Origin of the sequence: Streptomyces sp. NPDC101178 (assembly GCF_044767965.1) — a bacterium.
In the GTDB taxonomy this organism is placed as follows: Bacteria; Actinomycetota; Actinomycetes; order Streptomycetales; family Streptomycetaceae; genus Streptomyces.
The window spans coordinates 811,591-827,258 of record NZ_JBIWOZ010000003.1; the positions used below are offsets into that span (position 1 = coordinate 811,591).

15 protein-coding genes are annotated in these 15,668 nt (G+C 73.3%); 11 read left to right on the plus strand and 4 right to left on the minus strand.

The window, feature by feature from the left end; genetic code table 11:
- The 3 genes from ACIRR8_RS12165 to ACIRR8_RS12175 all read left to right on the plus strand — a co-directional run bounded on the left by ACIRR8_RS12165 (window position 1) and on the right by ACIRR8_RS12175 (window position 2,884).
- The gene (locus ACIRR8_RS12165) at window positions 1-675 is read left to right on the plus strand and encodes an ABC transporter permease (protein WP_404062411.1); all 675 of its coding nucleotides are present in this window, start codon (window positions 1-3) and stop codon (window positions 673-675) included.
- A gap of 64 nt (window positions 676-739) precedes the next feature.
- Window positions 740-1,711, plus strand: a complete 972-nt coding sequence (locus tag ACIRR8_RS12170; protein WP_404062414.1) for an ABC transporter substrate-binding protein — start codon at window positions 740-742, stop codon at window positions 1,709-1,711.
- Between the two features lie 141 nt (window positions 1,712-1,852).
- Window positions 1,853-2,884, plus strand: coding sequence for a hypothetical protein (locus tag ACIRR8_RS12175; RefSeq protein WP_404062417.1), 1,032 nt, complete (start codon window positions 1,853-1,855; stop codon window positions 2,882-2,884).
- 56 nt (window positions 2,885-2,940) lie between these two features.
- On the opposite strand, the gene ACIRR8_RS12180 is transcribed toward ACIRR8_RS12175, so the two are convergent.
- A complete protein-coding gene (locus tag ACIRR8_RS12180) occupies window positions 2,941-4,083 on the minus strand; it encodes an NADH-quinone oxidoreductase subunit D (protein WP_404062419.1) in 1,143 nt (380 codons plus the stop codon).
- A 61-nt stretch (window positions 4,084-4,144) separates the two neighbouring features.
- On the minus strand, window positions 4,145-5,131 hold the full coding sequence (locus ACIRR8_RS12185; RefSeq protein WP_404062422.1) for an SAM-dependent methyltransferase: 987 nt from the start codon (window positions 5,129-5,131) through the stop codon (window positions 4,145-4,147).
- Window positions 5,132-5,227: 96 nt separating this feature from the next.
- Between ACIRR8_RS12185 and ACIRR8_RS12190 the strand changes: the two genes are divergently transcribed.
- On the plus strand, window positions 5,228-6,430 hold the full coding sequence (locus ACIRR8_RS12190; RefSeq protein WP_404062424.1) for a sensor histidine kinase: 1,203 nt from the start codon (window positions 5,228-5,230) through the stop codon (window positions 6,428-6,430).
- A 38-nt stretch (window positions 6,431-6,468) separates the two neighbouring features.
- The gene (locus ACIRR8_RS12195; protein WP_161033006.1) at window positions 6,469-7,143 is read left to right on the plus strand and encodes a response regulator transcription factor; all 675 of its coding nucleotides are present in this window, start codon (window positions 6,469-6,471) and stop codon (window positions 7,141-7,143) included.
- A gap of 14 nt (window positions 7,144-7,157) precedes the next feature.
- Here ACIRR8_RS12195 and ACIRR8_RS12200 read toward each other — a convergent pair whose 3' ends face one another.
- The gene (locus ACIRR8_RS12200; protein ID WP_404062604.1) at window positions 7,158-8,270 is read right to left on the minus strand and encodes a DUF5937 family protein; all 1,113 of its coding nucleotides are present in this window, start codon (window positions 8,268-8,270) and stop codon (window positions 7,158-7,160) included.
- 105 nt (window positions 8,271-8,375) lie between these two features.
- Here ACIRR8_RS12200 and ACIRR8_RS12205 point away from each other — a divergent pair, with 105 nt between their 5' ends.
- A complete protein-coding gene (locus ACIRR8_RS12205; protein WP_404062427.1) occupies window positions 8,376-8,558 on the plus strand; it encodes a hypothetical protein in 183 nt (60 codons plus the stop codon).
- A gap of 56 nt (window positions 8,559-8,614) precedes the next feature.
- Here the strand turns inward: ACIRR8_RS12205 and ACIRR8_RS12210 are convergent, their stop codons facing one another.
- Window positions 8,615-9,832, minus strand: coding sequence for a threonine aldolase family protein (locus tag ACIRR8_RS12210; protein ID WP_404062430.1), 1,218 nt, complete (start codon window positions 9,830-9,832; stop codon window positions 8,615-8,617).
- Between the two features lie 168 nt (window positions 9,833-10,000).
- On the opposite strand from ACIRR8_RS12210, the gene ACIRR8_RS12215 reads away from it, so the two are divergent.
- The 5 genes from ACIRR8_RS12215 (at window position 10,001) to ACIRR8_RS12235 (ending at window position 15,662) form a co-directional block, all read left to right on the plus strand.
- Complete coding sequence (locus ACIRR8_RS12215) at window positions 10,001-10,951, plus strand: Rossmann-like and DUF2520 domain-containing protein (protein WP_018514330.1); 951 nt, start codon at window positions 10,001-10,003, stop codon at window positions 10,949-10,951.
- Complete coding sequence (gene panC / locus ACIRR8_RS12220) at window positions 10,948-11,997, plus strand: pantoate--beta-alanine ligase (protein ID WP_404062433.1); 1,050 nt, start codon at window positions 10,948-10,950, stop codon at window positions 11,995-11,997. The genes ACIRR8_RS12215 and panC overlap by 4 nt, the downstream gene beginning before the upstream one ends.
- Window positions 11,994-13,688 (plus strand): L-aspartate oxidase, encoded by a 1,695-nt coding sequence (locus tag ACIRR8_RS12225; RefSeq protein WP_404062435.1) that lies wholly within the window; start codon window positions 11,994-11,996, stop codon window positions 13,686-13,688. Before panC ends, ACIRR8_RS12225 begins: the two co-directional genes overlap by 4 nt.
- Window positions 13,689-13,812: 124 nt before the next feature.
- Window positions 13,813-14,865: a carboxylating nicotinate-nucleotide diphosphorylase gene (gene nadC, locus ACIRR8_RS12230; RefSeq protein ID WP_404062438.1), complete on the plus strand. Its 1,053-nt coding sequence runs from the start codon at window positions 13,813-13,815 to the stop codon at window positions 14,863-14,865.
- Window positions 14,865-15,662, plus strand: a complete 798-nt coding sequence (locus tag ACIRR8_RS12235) for a type III pantothenate kinase (RefSeq protein WP_404062441.1) — start codon at window positions 14,865-14,867, stop codon at window positions 15,660-15,662. Before nadC ends, ACIRR8_RS12235 begins: the two co-directional genes overlap by 1 nt.
- Window positions 15,663-15,668: the final 6 nt, after the last annotated feature.

Genomic DNA, 15,668 nt, shown 5'->3' on the forward strand with positions numbered 1-15,668 from the left:
GTGGGAGTCATCGGCGAAGCCTGGACCTGGCTCACCACCGGGGCCAACTGGTCGGGCGACGGCGGCGCCGCGCACCGGCTCGGCGAGCATCTGTACGTCAGCGGGGTCGCCCTCGCGGTGGCCTGCGCCATCGCCCTCCCGCTCGCGCTCTACCTGGGCCACATCGGCAGGGGCGGCGCGCTCGCGGTCAACATCTCCAACGTGGGCCGGGCCATCCCGGTCTTCGCGGTGCTGGCCCTCTTCATGGTCACGCCCCTGCGCAACTCCGGCTACTGGCCCACGATCATCGCGCTGGTGCTGTTCGCCGTGCCGCCGCTGCTGACCAACGCCTATGTCGGGATGCGGGAGGTGGACCGGTCCGTGGTGGAGGCCGCCCGGGGCATGGGGATGTCCGGCGGGCAGCTCTTCGTCCGGGTCGAGCTGCCGCTCGCCTACCCGATGATCATGACCGGGCTGCGCTCCGCCGCCGTCCAGGTCGTGGCCACCGCCTCGATCGCCGCCATGGTCGGCCTCGGCGGCCTCGGCCGGATCATCACCGCCGGGTTCAACACCTACGACACCGCGCAGGTCTTCGCGGGCGCGATCCTGGTCGCCGCGCTGGCCCTGCTGGTGGAAGCGGTGCTGGTGGCGCTGGACCGGGTGCTGTCACCCCTGCGCCGCCGCCGGATCGCGTGAGGCACCGGCGGCCCCTCATCTTCCCTTTACGTCAACCTTTCTTGAGTTCGGACGGAGAACAGACATGAGCAGAACCTCGCGGATAGCCGGAGCGGTCATCGGCATCGTGGCGCTGACCGGGTCGCTCGCGGCCTGCGGCGGCGACAGCCTGGAGCAGGAGAAGGGCGGCTCCGGCTCCTCGGGCGGCGACGGCAAGAAGGGCTCGCTCGTGGTCGGCTCGGCCGCCTTCACCGAGTCCAAGGTGCTCGCCGAGCTGTACGCGCAGATCCTCGGCGACGCCGGGTACAGCACCTCGGTCACCACGGTGAAGAACCGTGAGCTGTACGAGCCCTCGCTGGAGAAGGGCGAGATCGACGTCGTACCCGAATACGCCGCCACCATCACCGAATTCCTCAACGCCAAGGTGAACGGCGCGGAGAAGGCGCAGAACGCGCCCCTCGCCTCCGGTGACGCCGCCGCCACGGTCGCCGCACTGGAGAAGCTCGCGGAACCGCTGGGCCTCAAGGTGCTCCCGGCCGGGAAGGCCGTCGACCAGAACGCCTTCGCGGTCTCCAAGGAATTCGCCGAGAAGAACAACCTCAAGACCCTTTCCGATCTCGGAAAGTCGAAGCTCAAGGTCAAGATCGCGGCGGGCGACGAGTGCGAGGTGCGGCCCTTCTGCGCACCGGGTCTGAAGAAGACGTACGGCATCGACGTCACCGGTATCGACCCGAAGGGCGTCGGCACCCCGCAGTCCAAGCAGGCCGTCCGCGACGGCAAGGTCGAGCTGGTCCTGACGACCACCACGGACGCGGTGCTGGACGGTCTGGTGTTCCTGGAGGACGACAAGAAGCTCCAGAACGCCGACAACGTCCTGCCGGTGCTCAATGCCAAGGACGCGGGTGCTCCGGAGATCGCCGCCGCGCTCGGAAAGCTCACCGACACCCTCACCACGGAAGATCTCGCCGAGCTGAACCGCAAGGTCGACGCCGAGCGCGCGAAGCCGACCGACGTGGCGAAGGAGTATCTGGAGTCGAAGGGCCTGATCAAGAAGTAGGTCTTGATCAGGAAGTGAGCCCCGGTCGCGGAGAGTTCCCGATCAAGAACCAGGGGGCTTCGGGGGGCCGTCAGGTAACCGGCCGGGAAAGATTGCCGGGCGGCCCCCCAAGTAGCGCGTACACACGGTAAATTTCAGGCCATGCCACGTGGACGCCACCGCCATTCGCCACCCCTTCACAGAATCCTGCCGCCCTCCGCGGTGGCGGGAGTGTCGGTCGTCGGTGCCACCGGCGCCTGGTTCCTCGCCGAACCGCTCGCGCTGCGCGGCCTGGTGGCCGCCGTGGCCGCCGCCGCCCTGACCGGCGCGTATCTGATGCGCAGCTGGGACCGGGCCGCAGGGCTGCGGGTCGCCGAGCTGGAGCGGGCCCGTACCCGTGACGAGTGGCGGGCCGAGGAGCGCATAGCCGAGCTGGAGCAGGATCTGGAGGAGTCGCGCGAGCTGCGCACCCGTCTGGAGACCAAGCTCCGCCGCAAGCGCGTGGAGCTCGCCGGACTGCGCGGCGAGCACGCGGGCCTGCTCCGCCGGTACGCCAACGCCGAGACCGAGCGGGCCAGTGCGCTGGAGGGCCGCAGGCAGCTCGCCATCGAGGCCGCCTCCTCCCCTGCCGAGCTGCCCGCCGGACGGTCGACGCCGACCCCGGAGGCCTACCGCCGCGCGGACGAGGCCCTGCTGCACCTCACCCGTAACGCCGCACTCCAGGAAGCGCGTCGCGCGGAAGCGACCGCCCGTGCCATCGCCGGTGACCGGAGCGCGGAGGGGGAAGACCCGCAGGGGAAGGACGCGGCGGTCTCCGGGGCCGGCGAGCACCACCAGCACGGCCGCCCGTCGACCACCCCGCCGGCCCCGGTCTCCGCCGCGCCCGTCCACGTACCGCGTAGGGTCCCCGCCGCCTCGGCCGTCGTGCCGTACGCGACGGCCCGCCGACACCTGGTCCCGCAGGGCAACTTCGACTTCTTCGGCACCCAGAACGCCCAGAACGCCCGGAAGGCCAACGCCGCGATCGAGTCCGTGCAGAACGAGGACCTCGCGGACGTCGTCGGCGAGGAGGCGCTCGCCGTCCACCGCACGGGAGCGGTGCAGAACCGGGCCGTGGGCAAGGTCATCGACCTCACCGCGCACGACGAGACCGAGCAGATCGACGTGGCGGAACTGCGCGGCGCGGTCTCCTAGGGCCACGCGGTGTCTTAGAGCCACGCGGTGTCCTAGGAGCCCGCGGTAGCGGTCCGCTACTTGTCGATGTCCCCGACGACGAAGAAGAGCGACCCCAGGATCGCCACCATGTCGGAGACCAGCGTCCCCGGCAGCAGTTCGGTGAGCGCCTGGATGTTGTTGAAGGAGGCGGACCGCAGCTTCAGCCGGTACGGGGTCTTCTCCCCCTTGGAGACCAGGTAGTAGCCGTTGAGGCCGAGCGGGTTCTCCGTCCAGGCGTACGTGTGGCCCTCGGGCGCCTTGAGCACCTTGGGCAGCCGCTGGTTGACCGGCCCGGGCTCCAGACCCGCCATCCGGTCCAGGCAGGCGTCCGCCAGGTCCAGCGAGTTCAGGGTCTGCTCCAGCAGGCACTCGAAGCGGGCCAGGCAGTCGCCCTCGGTCCGGGTGACCACCTTCAGGGTGTCCTGGAGCTCTCCGTACGCGAGGTACGGCTCGTCGCGCCGCAGGTCGAAGTCGACGCCCGAGGCGCGCGCGATCGGCCCCGACACCCCGTACGCGTGCACCGCTCCGGCCGAGAGCACGCCGACGTCGCGCGTACGCGCCCGGAAGATCTCGTTGCCGAGGACCAGGTTCTCGTAGATGTCCATGCGGGAGCGGACCGAGGCGACGGCGTCGCGCACCCGGCCCGGCCACCCCGCCGGGACGTCCTCCTTGAGCCCGCCGACCCGGTTGAACATGTAGTGCATCCGGCCGCCGGAGACCTCCTCCATCACCGCCTGGAGCTCCTCGCGCTCGCGGAAGGCGTGGAAGACCGGCGTGATGCCGCCGAGTTCGAGCGGATAGGAGCCGAGGAACATCAGGTGGTTGAGGACCCGGTTCAGCTCGGCGAGGAGCGTCCGCGTCCAGACCGCGCGCTCGGGGACCTCCATGCCGAGCATCCGCTCGACGGCCATCACGACGCCCAGTTCGTTGGAGAAGGCGGAGAGCCAGTCGTGGCGGTTGGCGAGCATGATGATCTGCCGGTAGTCGCGCGCCTCGAAGAGCTTCTCCGCGCCCCGGTGCATATAGCCGATGACCGGCTCGGCGTGCTGGACGCGCTCCCCGTCCAGGACGATCCGGAGCCGGAGCACGCCGTGCGTGGAGGGGTGCTGCGGGCCGATGTTCAGCACCATGTCGGTGCTCTCCGCCGCGCCGCCGATGCCGATGGTCGTCTCCGTCATGGGACCAGTATTCCCTGCCTGTTGCCTGCCTGTTCCCTGTCCGCCGCGGCCCTGCGGGCGGTCACCCCCGGCCCGGCCCCACCCGGTGCAGCAGCCACCCGAAGTCGCCGAGCCCGCCGCGCGCGGTCAGCTCCGCCGCCTCGCCCGCCGAGGACAGGCCCCGTACGTACGCCGCGGGATCGGAGGCCGCCAGGCTCAGCGGCGGCCGCTCCCCGGACACGCCCAGCCGCCCGAGCGCCGCCCGCTGGTCCGTCAGCTCCGCCGTCCCCCGGCGCACCGCCGCCGCGCACGCGTCCAGCGCCACATGCGCGGTCAGGTCGCACGACCCGTCCGGCACCGGCCGCACCTCCCGTCCGCCCCGGAACCCGGTCAGCGTCCCGAAGGGCGGCCGCCCGCCCCGTACATGCGCGTAGTCCACCGCCACCGCCAGCCCGGCGTCCAGCGAACCGACCGCCCGCGCCCACGCCTCGTCCCGGGGCCGCCCGATCTCCGCCCGCTCACCCGGCGCGGACAGCGGCCACCACCGCTCCAGCCACGCCGCGTCCGCACCCGTCACCGGCGGACCCGGCCGCTCCGCACCGTCCGAGGTCCGCACCTGTACGTACCGGGCGACCCCGGCCCCGTCCACCTCCGCCACCTCCACCGGCACGTTGTCCAGCCACTCGTTGGCGAAGAGCACCCCGCGCACGCCCCGCGGCACCTCGGCGCACCAGACGATCCGCGGATCCAGCTCCGGCGGACGGGCGGCGACCTCCACCCCGTACGGGATCACCTCCAGCCCCTCCGGCACCGCGGCGAGCACCCCGGTCAGCAGCTCACCGCGCCCGGCGCCGACATCGACCAGCGCGACCGTACGGGTGGACAGCTCCCTCGCGGTCGCGGCCAGCAGCCCGGCCACCGCCCGCGCGAACAGGGGCGATGCGTGGACCGACGTACGGAAGTGGCCCGCCGGTCCCAGAGGGCTGCGGACCGGGCTCCGGTAGAAGCCCTCGTCCCCGTACAGAGCGGTCTTGGCCGCCTCCCGCCACCCGCGCCACTCCTCCGTCATGTGGGCCAGTCTCCACCTTGGGGAGTACGGTCCCGGGATCTGGATCGATCCTCCGGTTGACCCGGGCACCTATCCGCTGTCCTTACGCTGGGCTACGTGCAGCGCCTCTACGATTTTCTCCGCAGACACCCGCTGGGCGTCGACGTCTTCTGGGCGGTCGTCCTCCTCGGGCTCTCCGGCATGTCGATGGCGTCGGGCATGTACGACGCCGGGCGGGAGGAGATCCTCGCGATTCCGGTTGCCCTCGGCCTCTCCACGGTCGTGGCGCTGCGCCGGCGGCTGCCCGAGAAGATGCTGCTGCTCGCCATCGCGGTCGGCGTGCTCCAGCTGGTCGGCGACGTCCGGCCGGGCATCGGCAACTTCGCGATGCTGGTGATCACCTTCACGGTGGCCACGATCGGGGAGCGCTGGGCCTCCCGGCTGGCCCTGATCTGCAGCCTGAGCGCGGCCGGACTCTCGCAGGTGCGCTGGGAGGCCGAGCCGGGCGGCTCCTGGCCGCAGCAGATCTTCGTGACGGTGATCATGACGGTGCCGTTCGTGCTGGCCTGGGTGATGGGCGACTCGCTGCGGACCCGGCGGGCCTACTTCAGCCAGCTGGAGGAGCGTGCCGCCCGGCTGGAGCGGGAGCGCGAGGCCCAGTCCAAGGTCGCGGTCGCCGCCGAGCGGGCCCGGATCGCCCGGGAGCTGCACGATGTCGTCGCGCACAACGTGTCCGTGATGGTGGTTCAGGCCGACGGGGCCGCGTACGTGATGGACGCGGCGCCGGACCAGGCCCGGCAGGCGCTGGAGACGATCTCCTCCACCGGCCGGCAGGCGCTGGCGGAGATGCGGCGGCTGCTCGGGGTGCTGCGGACCGGTGACGCGCCGGAGAGCGGGGAGTACGTTCCGCAGCCGGACGTGGAGCAGATCGAGGACCTGGTCGACCAGGTGCGGCGGACCGGTCTGGCGGTGGACTTCAAGGTGGAGGGCACCGCGCGGCCGCTGCCGAGCGGCGTGGAGCTGACCGCGTACCGCATCGTGCAGGAGGCCCTCACCAACACCCGCAAGCACGGCGGCCCGGACGCCGGTGCCAGCGTCCGGCTGGTCTACTTCGACGACGGCCTCGGGCTGCTGGTCGAGGACGACGGCCGGGGCGCGGCGCACGAGCTGTACGAGGACGGCGGCGCGGACGGCGGCGGGCACGGGATGATCGGGATGCGGGAGCGGGTCGGCATGGTCGGCGGCACGCTGGACGCGGGGCCGCGGCCCGGAGGCGGCTTCCGGATCAGTGCGCTGCTGCCGCTGAAGCCCGCCGAGTGACGTTCCGACCCACCACCCACAGGACAGGACAGACCCCCATGGCCATCCGCGTGATGCTCGTCGACGACCAGGTGCTGCTGCGCACGGGCTTCCGGATGGTCCTGGCCGCCCAGCCCGACATGGAGGTGGTGGCGGAGGCCGGGGACGGCGCGGAGGCGATCGAGATCCTGCGCGCCACGGCGGTGGACGTGGTCCTGATGGACGTGCGCATGCCGCGCCTGGACGGGGTGGAGGCGACCCGCCGGATCTGTGCGCAGCCGAATCCGCCGAAGGTGCTGATCCTGACGACGTTCGACCTGGACGAGTACGCGTTCTCCGGGCTGAAGGCGGGCGCGAGCGGCTTCATGCTCAAGGACGTGCCGCCGGCCGAACTGCTCTCCGCGATCCGCTCGGTGCACAGCGGCGACGCGGTCGTGGCCCCGTCCACCACCCGCCGCCTGCTCGACCGGTTCTCGCCGATGCTGCCGAGCAGCGAGAAGGAGCCGAAGAACAAGCACATCGAGAAGCTCACCGAACGCGAACGCGAGGTGATGCTCCTGGTCGCGCAGGGCCTCTCGAACGGCGAGATCGCCGCCCGCCTCGTCCTCTCCGAGGCCACGGTCAAGACCCATGTCGGCCGCATCCTCACCAAGCTGAGCCTGCGCGACCGGGTCCAGGTCGTCGTCCTCGCCTACGAGACGGGCCTGGTGCGCGCGGGCGGCGGTGCGGGCTGAGCGGCAGGCTCCGGCTACCGCAGCACGCCCTCCAGGAAGTCGCTGCCGATGCGGGCGACGACCGTCAGGTCCAGCTGGTGCATGACGTACCGTCCGCGGCGCCGCGTCGTGATCAGGCCCGCCTTCTTGAGCACCGACAGATGCCGGGAGACCTCGGGCGCGGTGATGCCGTGCGACTCGGCCAGTTCGCCGGTGGTGTACGGGGAGCGGGCGAGGTTGCGGCACAGGCGCATCCGCATCGGGTGGGCCAGCGCCTCCATCCGGCGCTGGAGCAGCTCCACGGAGGCCGGGGTCGGCAGGTCGGGCATCCGGACCGGGTAGTGGAGCACCGGTCGCCAGCCGGGAGCGTGCAGCACCATCAGATGGGGCCAGCCGAAGGTGCTGGGCATCAGGGTGAGGCCGGCGCCGACCTGTGGGTCGACGGCGGTCGTCCGGCCCTCGGCCAGTTTGTCGACGGAGATCCTGCCCGCCTCCTCGTCCACGGTCAGCGCCGGTGAGACCGCCCCGACCGCCTCCGCGAGGCCCTTGCGCCGCAGCAGCTCCGACTTGTGCCGGGCGTCCGCGACCAGCTGGACCTGGACCCGGCGCCAGGTGTCCGCGAAGAACGCCTGGTCCAGGTCCTCGAAGAGCCGCCTCAGCCAGCGGCGTACGGGAGCGGGGTCGGCCAGCAGCCGCCGGGTGAAGTCCACCTGGCGCGGGCCCCGGGCCGCCGCCATGTCCAGGGCGCGGGCGCGCATCGCCGGATCGGCGAGCGGGGAGGCGGCACCGGCCCCGTACAGGCTGCTGCAGGTGAACTCCAGGGCCGCCGTGACGAACCGCTCGTCGTCCAGCCGGTCCAGGATGTCCAGGTCCTCCGCCAGGGTCGCCCCGGTCCGCCCGTCGCCGCCGCGGATCCCGGCGAACGGCATGAGGATGTCGGAGAAGGTGTTCCGCCAGAGGAACTCCGCCTCCATCAGCCGGTCCGCGAGATCGGGCTCCAGCCCGGCCGCCGTGGCGGTGGCCCAGCCGTGCACACCGGGGTGGTGGCCCGGCTCGGAGAGTGCGTGCAGGGCGACGCCCAGCTCGGCCAGCGGGGAGATCGCGAAATCGATGCGGTCGGGGGTCAGGCCCGCGATGTCTATGTGCACGCTCACGCGTCCCATGGTGCGGGGTACGGGGACGGGCCGTCGCCTCATTTGACGGCCGCCGTCAATCAGCGCGCGGCCCTGCGGCGACAGGCGGACGCTGGATACATGGACGCCATCCAGCAGCACATGCTCGACACCTACCGCGCGGCCCGCCTGGACGAGCCGGCACCGCCCCCGCCGGGCCGCCACGACCGCAGGACCCTGCGCGACCTCTACCACCACTGGCTGACGCATCCGCCGACGCCGAACCGGCCCGCCGGGCCCCGCTCCAGCCCGCCCGGCGTCTGAGGACGGAAACCCGAGGTCAGGGGGCCGGCCTCTCAACAAGGGCCCTGCTCCAGGAGCTACTCCAGCAACCCCGCGAACACCCCGACCGCGTCCCGGACATCCCCCGCCGACCACTCCAGCCCCGCCCCGGACACCGTCACCTCGGTGACCGAGACCCCCGGCGGCAACCCGGCCGCCCCCGCCGCCCCCGACCCCCACCGCCGGAACAGCGTCACGCCCGTCTCCTCCGCCTGCCGCACCGACGCCTCGTCCAGCACCTCCGCCCCGTACGGCAGCCACACCTGGAACTGATGCGTGTGCGGCGGCTCCGGACGCACCCGGAACCACGGCAGCCCCGCCGCCGCGAACCCCTCCGCCATCGCCGAGGCCACCACCTTCGCGTGCGCCACGTACGACGGCAGCCGGGGCAGCTCCCTCTCCAGCCCGATCAGCGCGGAGAGCGCCGCCGGATACTGCTGGAAGAGCTGGCCCCCGTACCGGTGACGCCACACCCGCGCCTCCTCCACCAGCACCGAAGGACCCGCCAGCGCCGCCCCCGACAGCCCGTCCAGCGACTTGTAGAAGGACACGTACACGCTGTCCGCGAGCGCCGCAATCTCCTTAAGGCCCCGCCCGAAGTGCGGCCCGCACTCCCAGAGCCGCGCCCCGTCCAGATGCACCACCGCGTCCCGCTCCCGGGCCGCTGCCACGGTCGCCTCCAGCTCGTCCCAGGTGGGCAGCGTGAACCCGGCGTCCCGCAACGGCAGCTCCAGCATCAGCGTGCCGAAGGGCTCCGGATGGTCCCGTACCTCCTCGGCGCCCGGCATCCGCGGCTCGGCCGTCAGGTGCACCGTCCGCAGCCCGCTCACCGCCCCGAGCGCGCCTTCCTCGTGCAGCTCCGGGTGGGCCAGCGGATGCAGCGCCACCGTGGCGTTGCCCGTACGCCCGGCCCAGCACCGCAGTGCCACCTGCTGGGCCATGGTCCCGGTCGGGAAGAACGCCGCCGCCTCCGTCCCCAGCAGCCCGGCCACCCGCCGCTCCAGCTCCGCGACGACCCCGCCCCCGTACACATCCACCGCATCGTCCGGATCGTGTACGAGACGGGGACGGGCGCCGGTTCCGGAACCGGCCTGCGAACCGGCCCCGCCGCCTGAACCGGCCCCGATCCCGGCCATCAGCGCCGCGAGCCCCTCGCCGACCGTTCCGTCCGTGGACCGGCGGTCCAGCATCCGGTGCGACCCGCGCCAGGCGGCCAGCCGGCGCCGGCGCTGCTCCTGCTCATCCATGGCTGTCATGGGACGATCATCCCCTGGACGACCGGCTCCACGCCGCACGATTCCCACCCGTTCCGCAGAGTTATCCACAGGCTGTGGGCGGCGGGCGGGGATCGCCGAAACGCTGGCGTAGCATGCAGAGAAATCGTCCGGTACCCCCCGCGGACTGGAACGGAAGGCCATCGCCGCGTGAATACGACAGTTCCGAAGGAACCCCTCGACGCGAGGGACCGCCCCGCCCGCCTCACCGTCGGCGTCGTGGGAGCGGGCCGCGTCGGCCCCGCACTCGCCGCCGCGCTCCAGCTCGCCGGCCACCGCCCGGTGGCCGTCTCCGGTGTCTCCGACGCCTCCCGGCGCCGCGCGGCCGCCCTGCTCCCCGACGTCCCCGTGGTGACGCCCGCCGAGGTCCTCGCCCGCGCCGAGCTGGTCCTGCTGACCGTCCCGGACGACGCGCTCCCGCGCCTGGTCGAGGGCCTCGCCGAGACCGGTGCCGTACGGCCGGGACAGCTCCTCGTCCACACCTCCGGGCGGTACGGAGCCCGGGTCCTGGACCCCGCGCTGCGGGCCGGGGCCCTGCCGCTCGCGCTGCACCCGGCGATGACGTTCACCGGCTCCTCCGTCGACGTCCAGCGGCTCGCGGGCTGCTCGTTCGGGGTCACCGCCCCCGAGGAGCTGCGGCTGGCCGCCGAGGCGCTGGTCATCGAGATGGGCGGCGAGCCGGAGTGGATCGCCGAGGAGTCCCGCCCGCTCTACCACGCGGCCCTGGCTCTCGGCGCGAACCACCTGGTCACCCTGGTCGCCGAGTCGATGGAGCTGCTGGCCAAGGCCGGGGTCACCGCCCCGGACCGGATGCTCGGCCCGCTGCTGGGCGCCGCCCTGGACAACGCGCTGCGCTCCGGCGACGCGGCGCTGACCGGCCCGGTGGCCCGGGGCGACGCGGGCACGGTCGCCGCGCACGTCGGCGAACTGCGCGCGCACGCCCCGCAGATGGTCGGCGGCTACCTCGCGATGGCCCGCGCCACGGCCGACCGGGCGCTCGCCCACGGCCTGCTCAAGCCGGAGCTGGCGGAGGACCTCCTCGTCGCCCTGGCCGACCAGGAAAGCCGCCCGGGCTCCACCGGACCGGGGGAGACCCGATGACCACCAGCAGCCGCACGGAAGACACCGGCACGACAGCCCCCGCCCCCGCCCTCCTCCGCACCGCCGCCGAGCTCGACGCGCTGCCCCGCCCCGCCGGGGCCGAGCGGGCCGTCGTCATGACGATGGGGGCGCTGCACGACGGCCACGCCACCCTGATCCGCGCGGCCCGCGAAGCGGCGGGCCCGGACGGCCAGGTCGTGGTCACGGTCTTCGTGAACCCGCTCCAGTTCGGCGAGGCCGCCGACCTGGACCGCTACCCGCGCACCCTGGACGCCGACCTGGAGACCGCCGCGGCGGCGGGGGCCGACGCGGTCTTCGCCCCCGGCGTGGACGAGGTCTATCCGGGCGGCGAACCCCAGGTCCGGATCACCGCCGGCCCCATGGGCGAGCGCCTCGAAGGCGCGGCCCGCCCCGGTCACTTCGACGGCATGCTCACCGTCGTCGCCAAGCTCCTCCACCTCACCCGCCCCGACGAGGCGTTCTACGGCCAGAAGGACGCCCAGCAGCTCGCCCTGATCGCCCGCATGGTCCGCGACCTGAACTTCGGCGTCCGGATCACCGGCGTCCCCACCGTCCGCGACCTCGACGGCCTCGCGCTCTCCAGCCGCAACCGGTTCCTGTCCCCGCAGGAGCGGCACACCGCCCTCGCCCTGTCCCGGGCCCTGTTCGCGGCGCAGGACCGACTCGCCGCCCAGCAGGCCCTGCACGAGCGCGCCAAGGCCACCGCACCCGGCGGTGACCGGGCCGCCGGGCTCAACCGGCTCGGCGAGGCCCGGGCCGCCGCGGACGCCCAGGCCGTGGCGCTGGCCCGGCCGAACGGAGCGCCCGCCGCCGTCCGGGCCGCCGCGCGCGCGATCCTGGACGAGGCCGCCGCCCGGGACCGGCACCCGCTCGTCCTGGACTACCTGGCCCTGGTCGACCCGGCGGACTTCACCGAGATCCCCGACGACCGCGAGAGCGGGGAGGCGGTCCTCGCCGTCGCCGCCCGGGTCGGGGAGACCCGCCTCATCGACAACATCCCCCTCACCTTCGGAGCCCTGACGTGACCGGAATACGGCTGACCGCCCCCGCCCCCGGCTGGGCCATCGACGCGGACGTCGTGGTGGTCGGCTCCGGAGTCGCCGGTCTCACCACCGCGCTGCGCTGCGCGGCGGCAGGCCTGGACACCGTGGTCGTCACGAAGGCCCGGCTCGACGACGGTTCGACCCGCTGGGCCCAGGGCGGCATCGCCGCCGCGCTCGGCGAGGGCGACACCCCCGAACAGCACCTGGACGACACCCTGGTCGCGGGCGCGGGCCTGTGCGACGAGGAGGCCGTGCGGACCCTGGTCACCGAGGGCCCCGACGCCGTACGACGCCTGATCACCACCGGCGCCACGTTCGACACCACCGACAGCGGCGACATAGCGCTGACCCGTGAAGGCGGCCACCACCGCCGCCGCATCGCCCACGCCGGCGGCGACGCGACCGGCGCGGAGATCTCCCGGGCCCTGGTCGAGGCGGTCCGCTCGGCCGCCCTGCACACCATCGAGAACGCGCTCGTCCTGGACCTGCTCACCGACGCCGAAGGCCGTACGGCAGGGGTCTCGCTGCACGTCATGGGCGAGGGCCAGCACGACGGCGTCGGCGCGGTCCGGGCCCCTTCGGTCGTCCTCGCGACCGGCGGCATGGGCCAGGTCTTCTCCGCCACCACCAACCCGTCGGTCTCCACCGGCGACGGCGTGGCGCTGGCGCTGCGGGCCGGGGCGGAGGTCTCCGACCTGGAGTTCGTCCAGTTCCACCCGACCGTCCTCTTCCTCGGCGCCGACTCCGAGGGCCAGCAGCCGCTGGTCTCCGAGGCGGTACGCGGCGAAGGTGCCCACCTCGTCGACGCGACCGGCACCCGCTTCATGCTCGGGCAGCACGAGCTGGCCGAGCTGGCCCCCCGCGACATCGTCGCCAAGGCCATCACCCGCCAGATGCACGAGCACGGCACCGAGCACATGTATCTGGACGCCCGGCACTTCGGCGCACGGATGTGGGAGCAGCGCTTCCCGACCATCCTGGCCGCCTGCCGCGCCCACGGCATCGACCCGGTCACCGAGCCGATCCCGGTCGCTCCGGCCGCGCACTACGCCTCCGGCGGCATCCGCACCGACCTGCGCGGCCGCACGACCGTCCCCGGCCTGTACGCCTGTGGCGAGGTCGCCTGCACCGGAGTGCACGGCGCCAACCGGCTGGCGTCGAACTCGCTCCTGGAGGGCCTGGTCTTCGCCGAGCGCATCGCCGCCGACATCGCGGAGACCCGCCCTCCGCGCACCGAACCGGCGGAGGCCGCGAGCGAGGGCGGCGACGCCCCCGTCCCGCTGCTCGCCCCCGAGACCCGTACGGCGATCCAGCGCGTCATGACCCGGGGCGCCGGAGTCCTCCGCTCCGCCGGATCCCTGGCCGCCGCCGCCGAGGAGCTGGACGCCCTGCACCGCAGCGCCGCCGCCGACGCGGACGCCGCCGACCCCAAGGACGCGGTCCCCGGCGTCGACAGCTGGGAGGTCACCAACCTGCTGCTGGTCTCGCGGGTCCTGGTCGCCGCCGCCCGGGAGCGCGAGGAGACCCGCGGCTGCCACTGGCGCGAGGACCGGCCCGACCGCGACGACGCGCACTGGCGCCGCCATTTGGTCGTCCGGATCGCCGCCGACCGCACACCGGTCGTCCACCGTACGGAGACCGCCGCATTCCCACCCGTACGCGCGGCGGATTGACCAGACTGCTGGGAGCAGCGGCGCGAGCCGCACCCGCACAGCGACAGCGGCCGCCCCCGAACAGCGGCCGCACCCGAACAGAGAAGCACCGCACCACCCGCCACGCCCCCGAGGAGCCGCAACCGTGTCCACGCCCGAAGAGAATCCGCGCCCCACACCGGTGGACGTACCGCTGATCCGGGTCGGCGCGCCCGCACCCGCCGCGTCCTCCGGGGGCTGTGGCGACGACTGCGGCTGCGGTGACGGCTTCGACCCCGACGCCCTGGAGTGCGGGCTCGACCCCGCGCTCGCCCTGCTCCTCGCCGAGGCGGGTCTCGACCCCGTCCAGGTCGAGGACGTCGCCCATGTGGCGATCGAGGAGGACCTGGACGGCGGGGTGGACGTCACGACCGTGGCGACCGTCCCCGAGGACGCCGTGATCACCGGTGACTTCACCGCGCGCGAGGCGGGGGTCGTGGCCGGGCTGCGGGTCGCCGAGGCGGTCCTGTCGATCGTCTGCACCGAGGAGTTCGAGGTCGAGCGGCACGTCGAGGACGGCGAGCGCGTCGCCCCCGGCCAGAAGCTGCTCACCGTCACCACCCGCACCCGCGACCTGCTGACCGGCGAGCGCAGCGCGCTCAACCTGCTCTGCCGCCTCTCCGGCATCGCCACCGCCACCCGTGCCTGGGCGGACGTGCTGGAGGGCTCCAAGGCCCAGGTCCGCGACACCCGCAAGACGACGGCGGGCCTGCGCGCCCTGGAGAAGTACGCCGTACGGTGCGGCGGCGGCGTCAACCACCGGATGTCGCTCTCCGACGCGGCCCTGGTCAAGGACAACCACGTCATCGCCGCGGGCGGGGTGGCGGAGGCGTTCAAGCGGGTCCGCGCCGAGTTCCCCGACCTGCCCATCGAGGTGGAGGTCGACACGCTGGCGCAGGTCCGCGAGGTGCTGGACGCGGGCGCCGACCTGATCCTGCTGGACAACTTCACCCCGGCGGAGACCGCCGAGGCGGTGGCCCTGGTCGCCGGCCGCGCGATCCTGGAGTCCTCCGGCCGCCTCACGCTCGACTCGGCCCGCGCCTACGCGGACGCCGGCGTCGACTACCTGGCCGTCGGCGCGCTCACCCACTCCTCGCCGATCCTCGACATCGGCCTGGACTTCCGCGACGCCTCCCTCACCGACGGGGCCGACGCCTGATGCTGCTCACCATCGACGTCGGCAACACGCACACGGTCCTCGGACTCTTCGACGGCGAGGAGATCGTCGAGCACTGGCGGATCTCCACCGACGCCCGCCGCACCGCCGACGAGCTGGCCGTCCTCCTCCAGGGCCTGATGGGCATGCACCCGCTGCTCGGCATGGAGCTCGGCGACGGCATCGAGGGCATCGCGATCTGCGCGACCGTCCCGTCCGTCCTGCACGAGCTGCGCGAGGTCACCCGCCGCTACTACGGCGACGTGCCCGCCGTCCTCGTCGAGCCCGGCGTCAAGACCGGCGTCCCGGTCCTGATGGACAACCCCAAGGAGGTCGGCGCGGACCGCATCATCAACGCGGTCGCCGCCGTCGAGCTGTACGGGGGCCCGGCGATCGTCGTCGACTTCGGCACCGCCACCACCTTCGACGCGGTCTCCGCACGCGGGGAGTACGCGGGCGGGGTGATCGCCCCCGGCATCGAGATCTCCGTCGAGGCGCTCGGCGTCAAGGGCGCCCAGCTCCGCAAGATCGAGCTGGCCCGGCCGCGCAGCGTGATCGGCAAGAACACCGTCGAGGCCATGCAGTCCGGCATCGTCTACGGCTTCGCGGGCCAGGTCGACGGGGTGGTGGCCCGGATGAAGAAGGAGCTGACCGCCGACCCGGACGACGTCACGGTCATCGCGACCGGCGGCCTTGCTCCGATGGTGTTGGGCGAGTCCTCCGCCATCGACGAGCACGAGCCGTGGCTCACGCTGATCGGGCTGCGCCTGGTGTACGAGCGGAACGTGTCCCGGTCGTAGGGATCC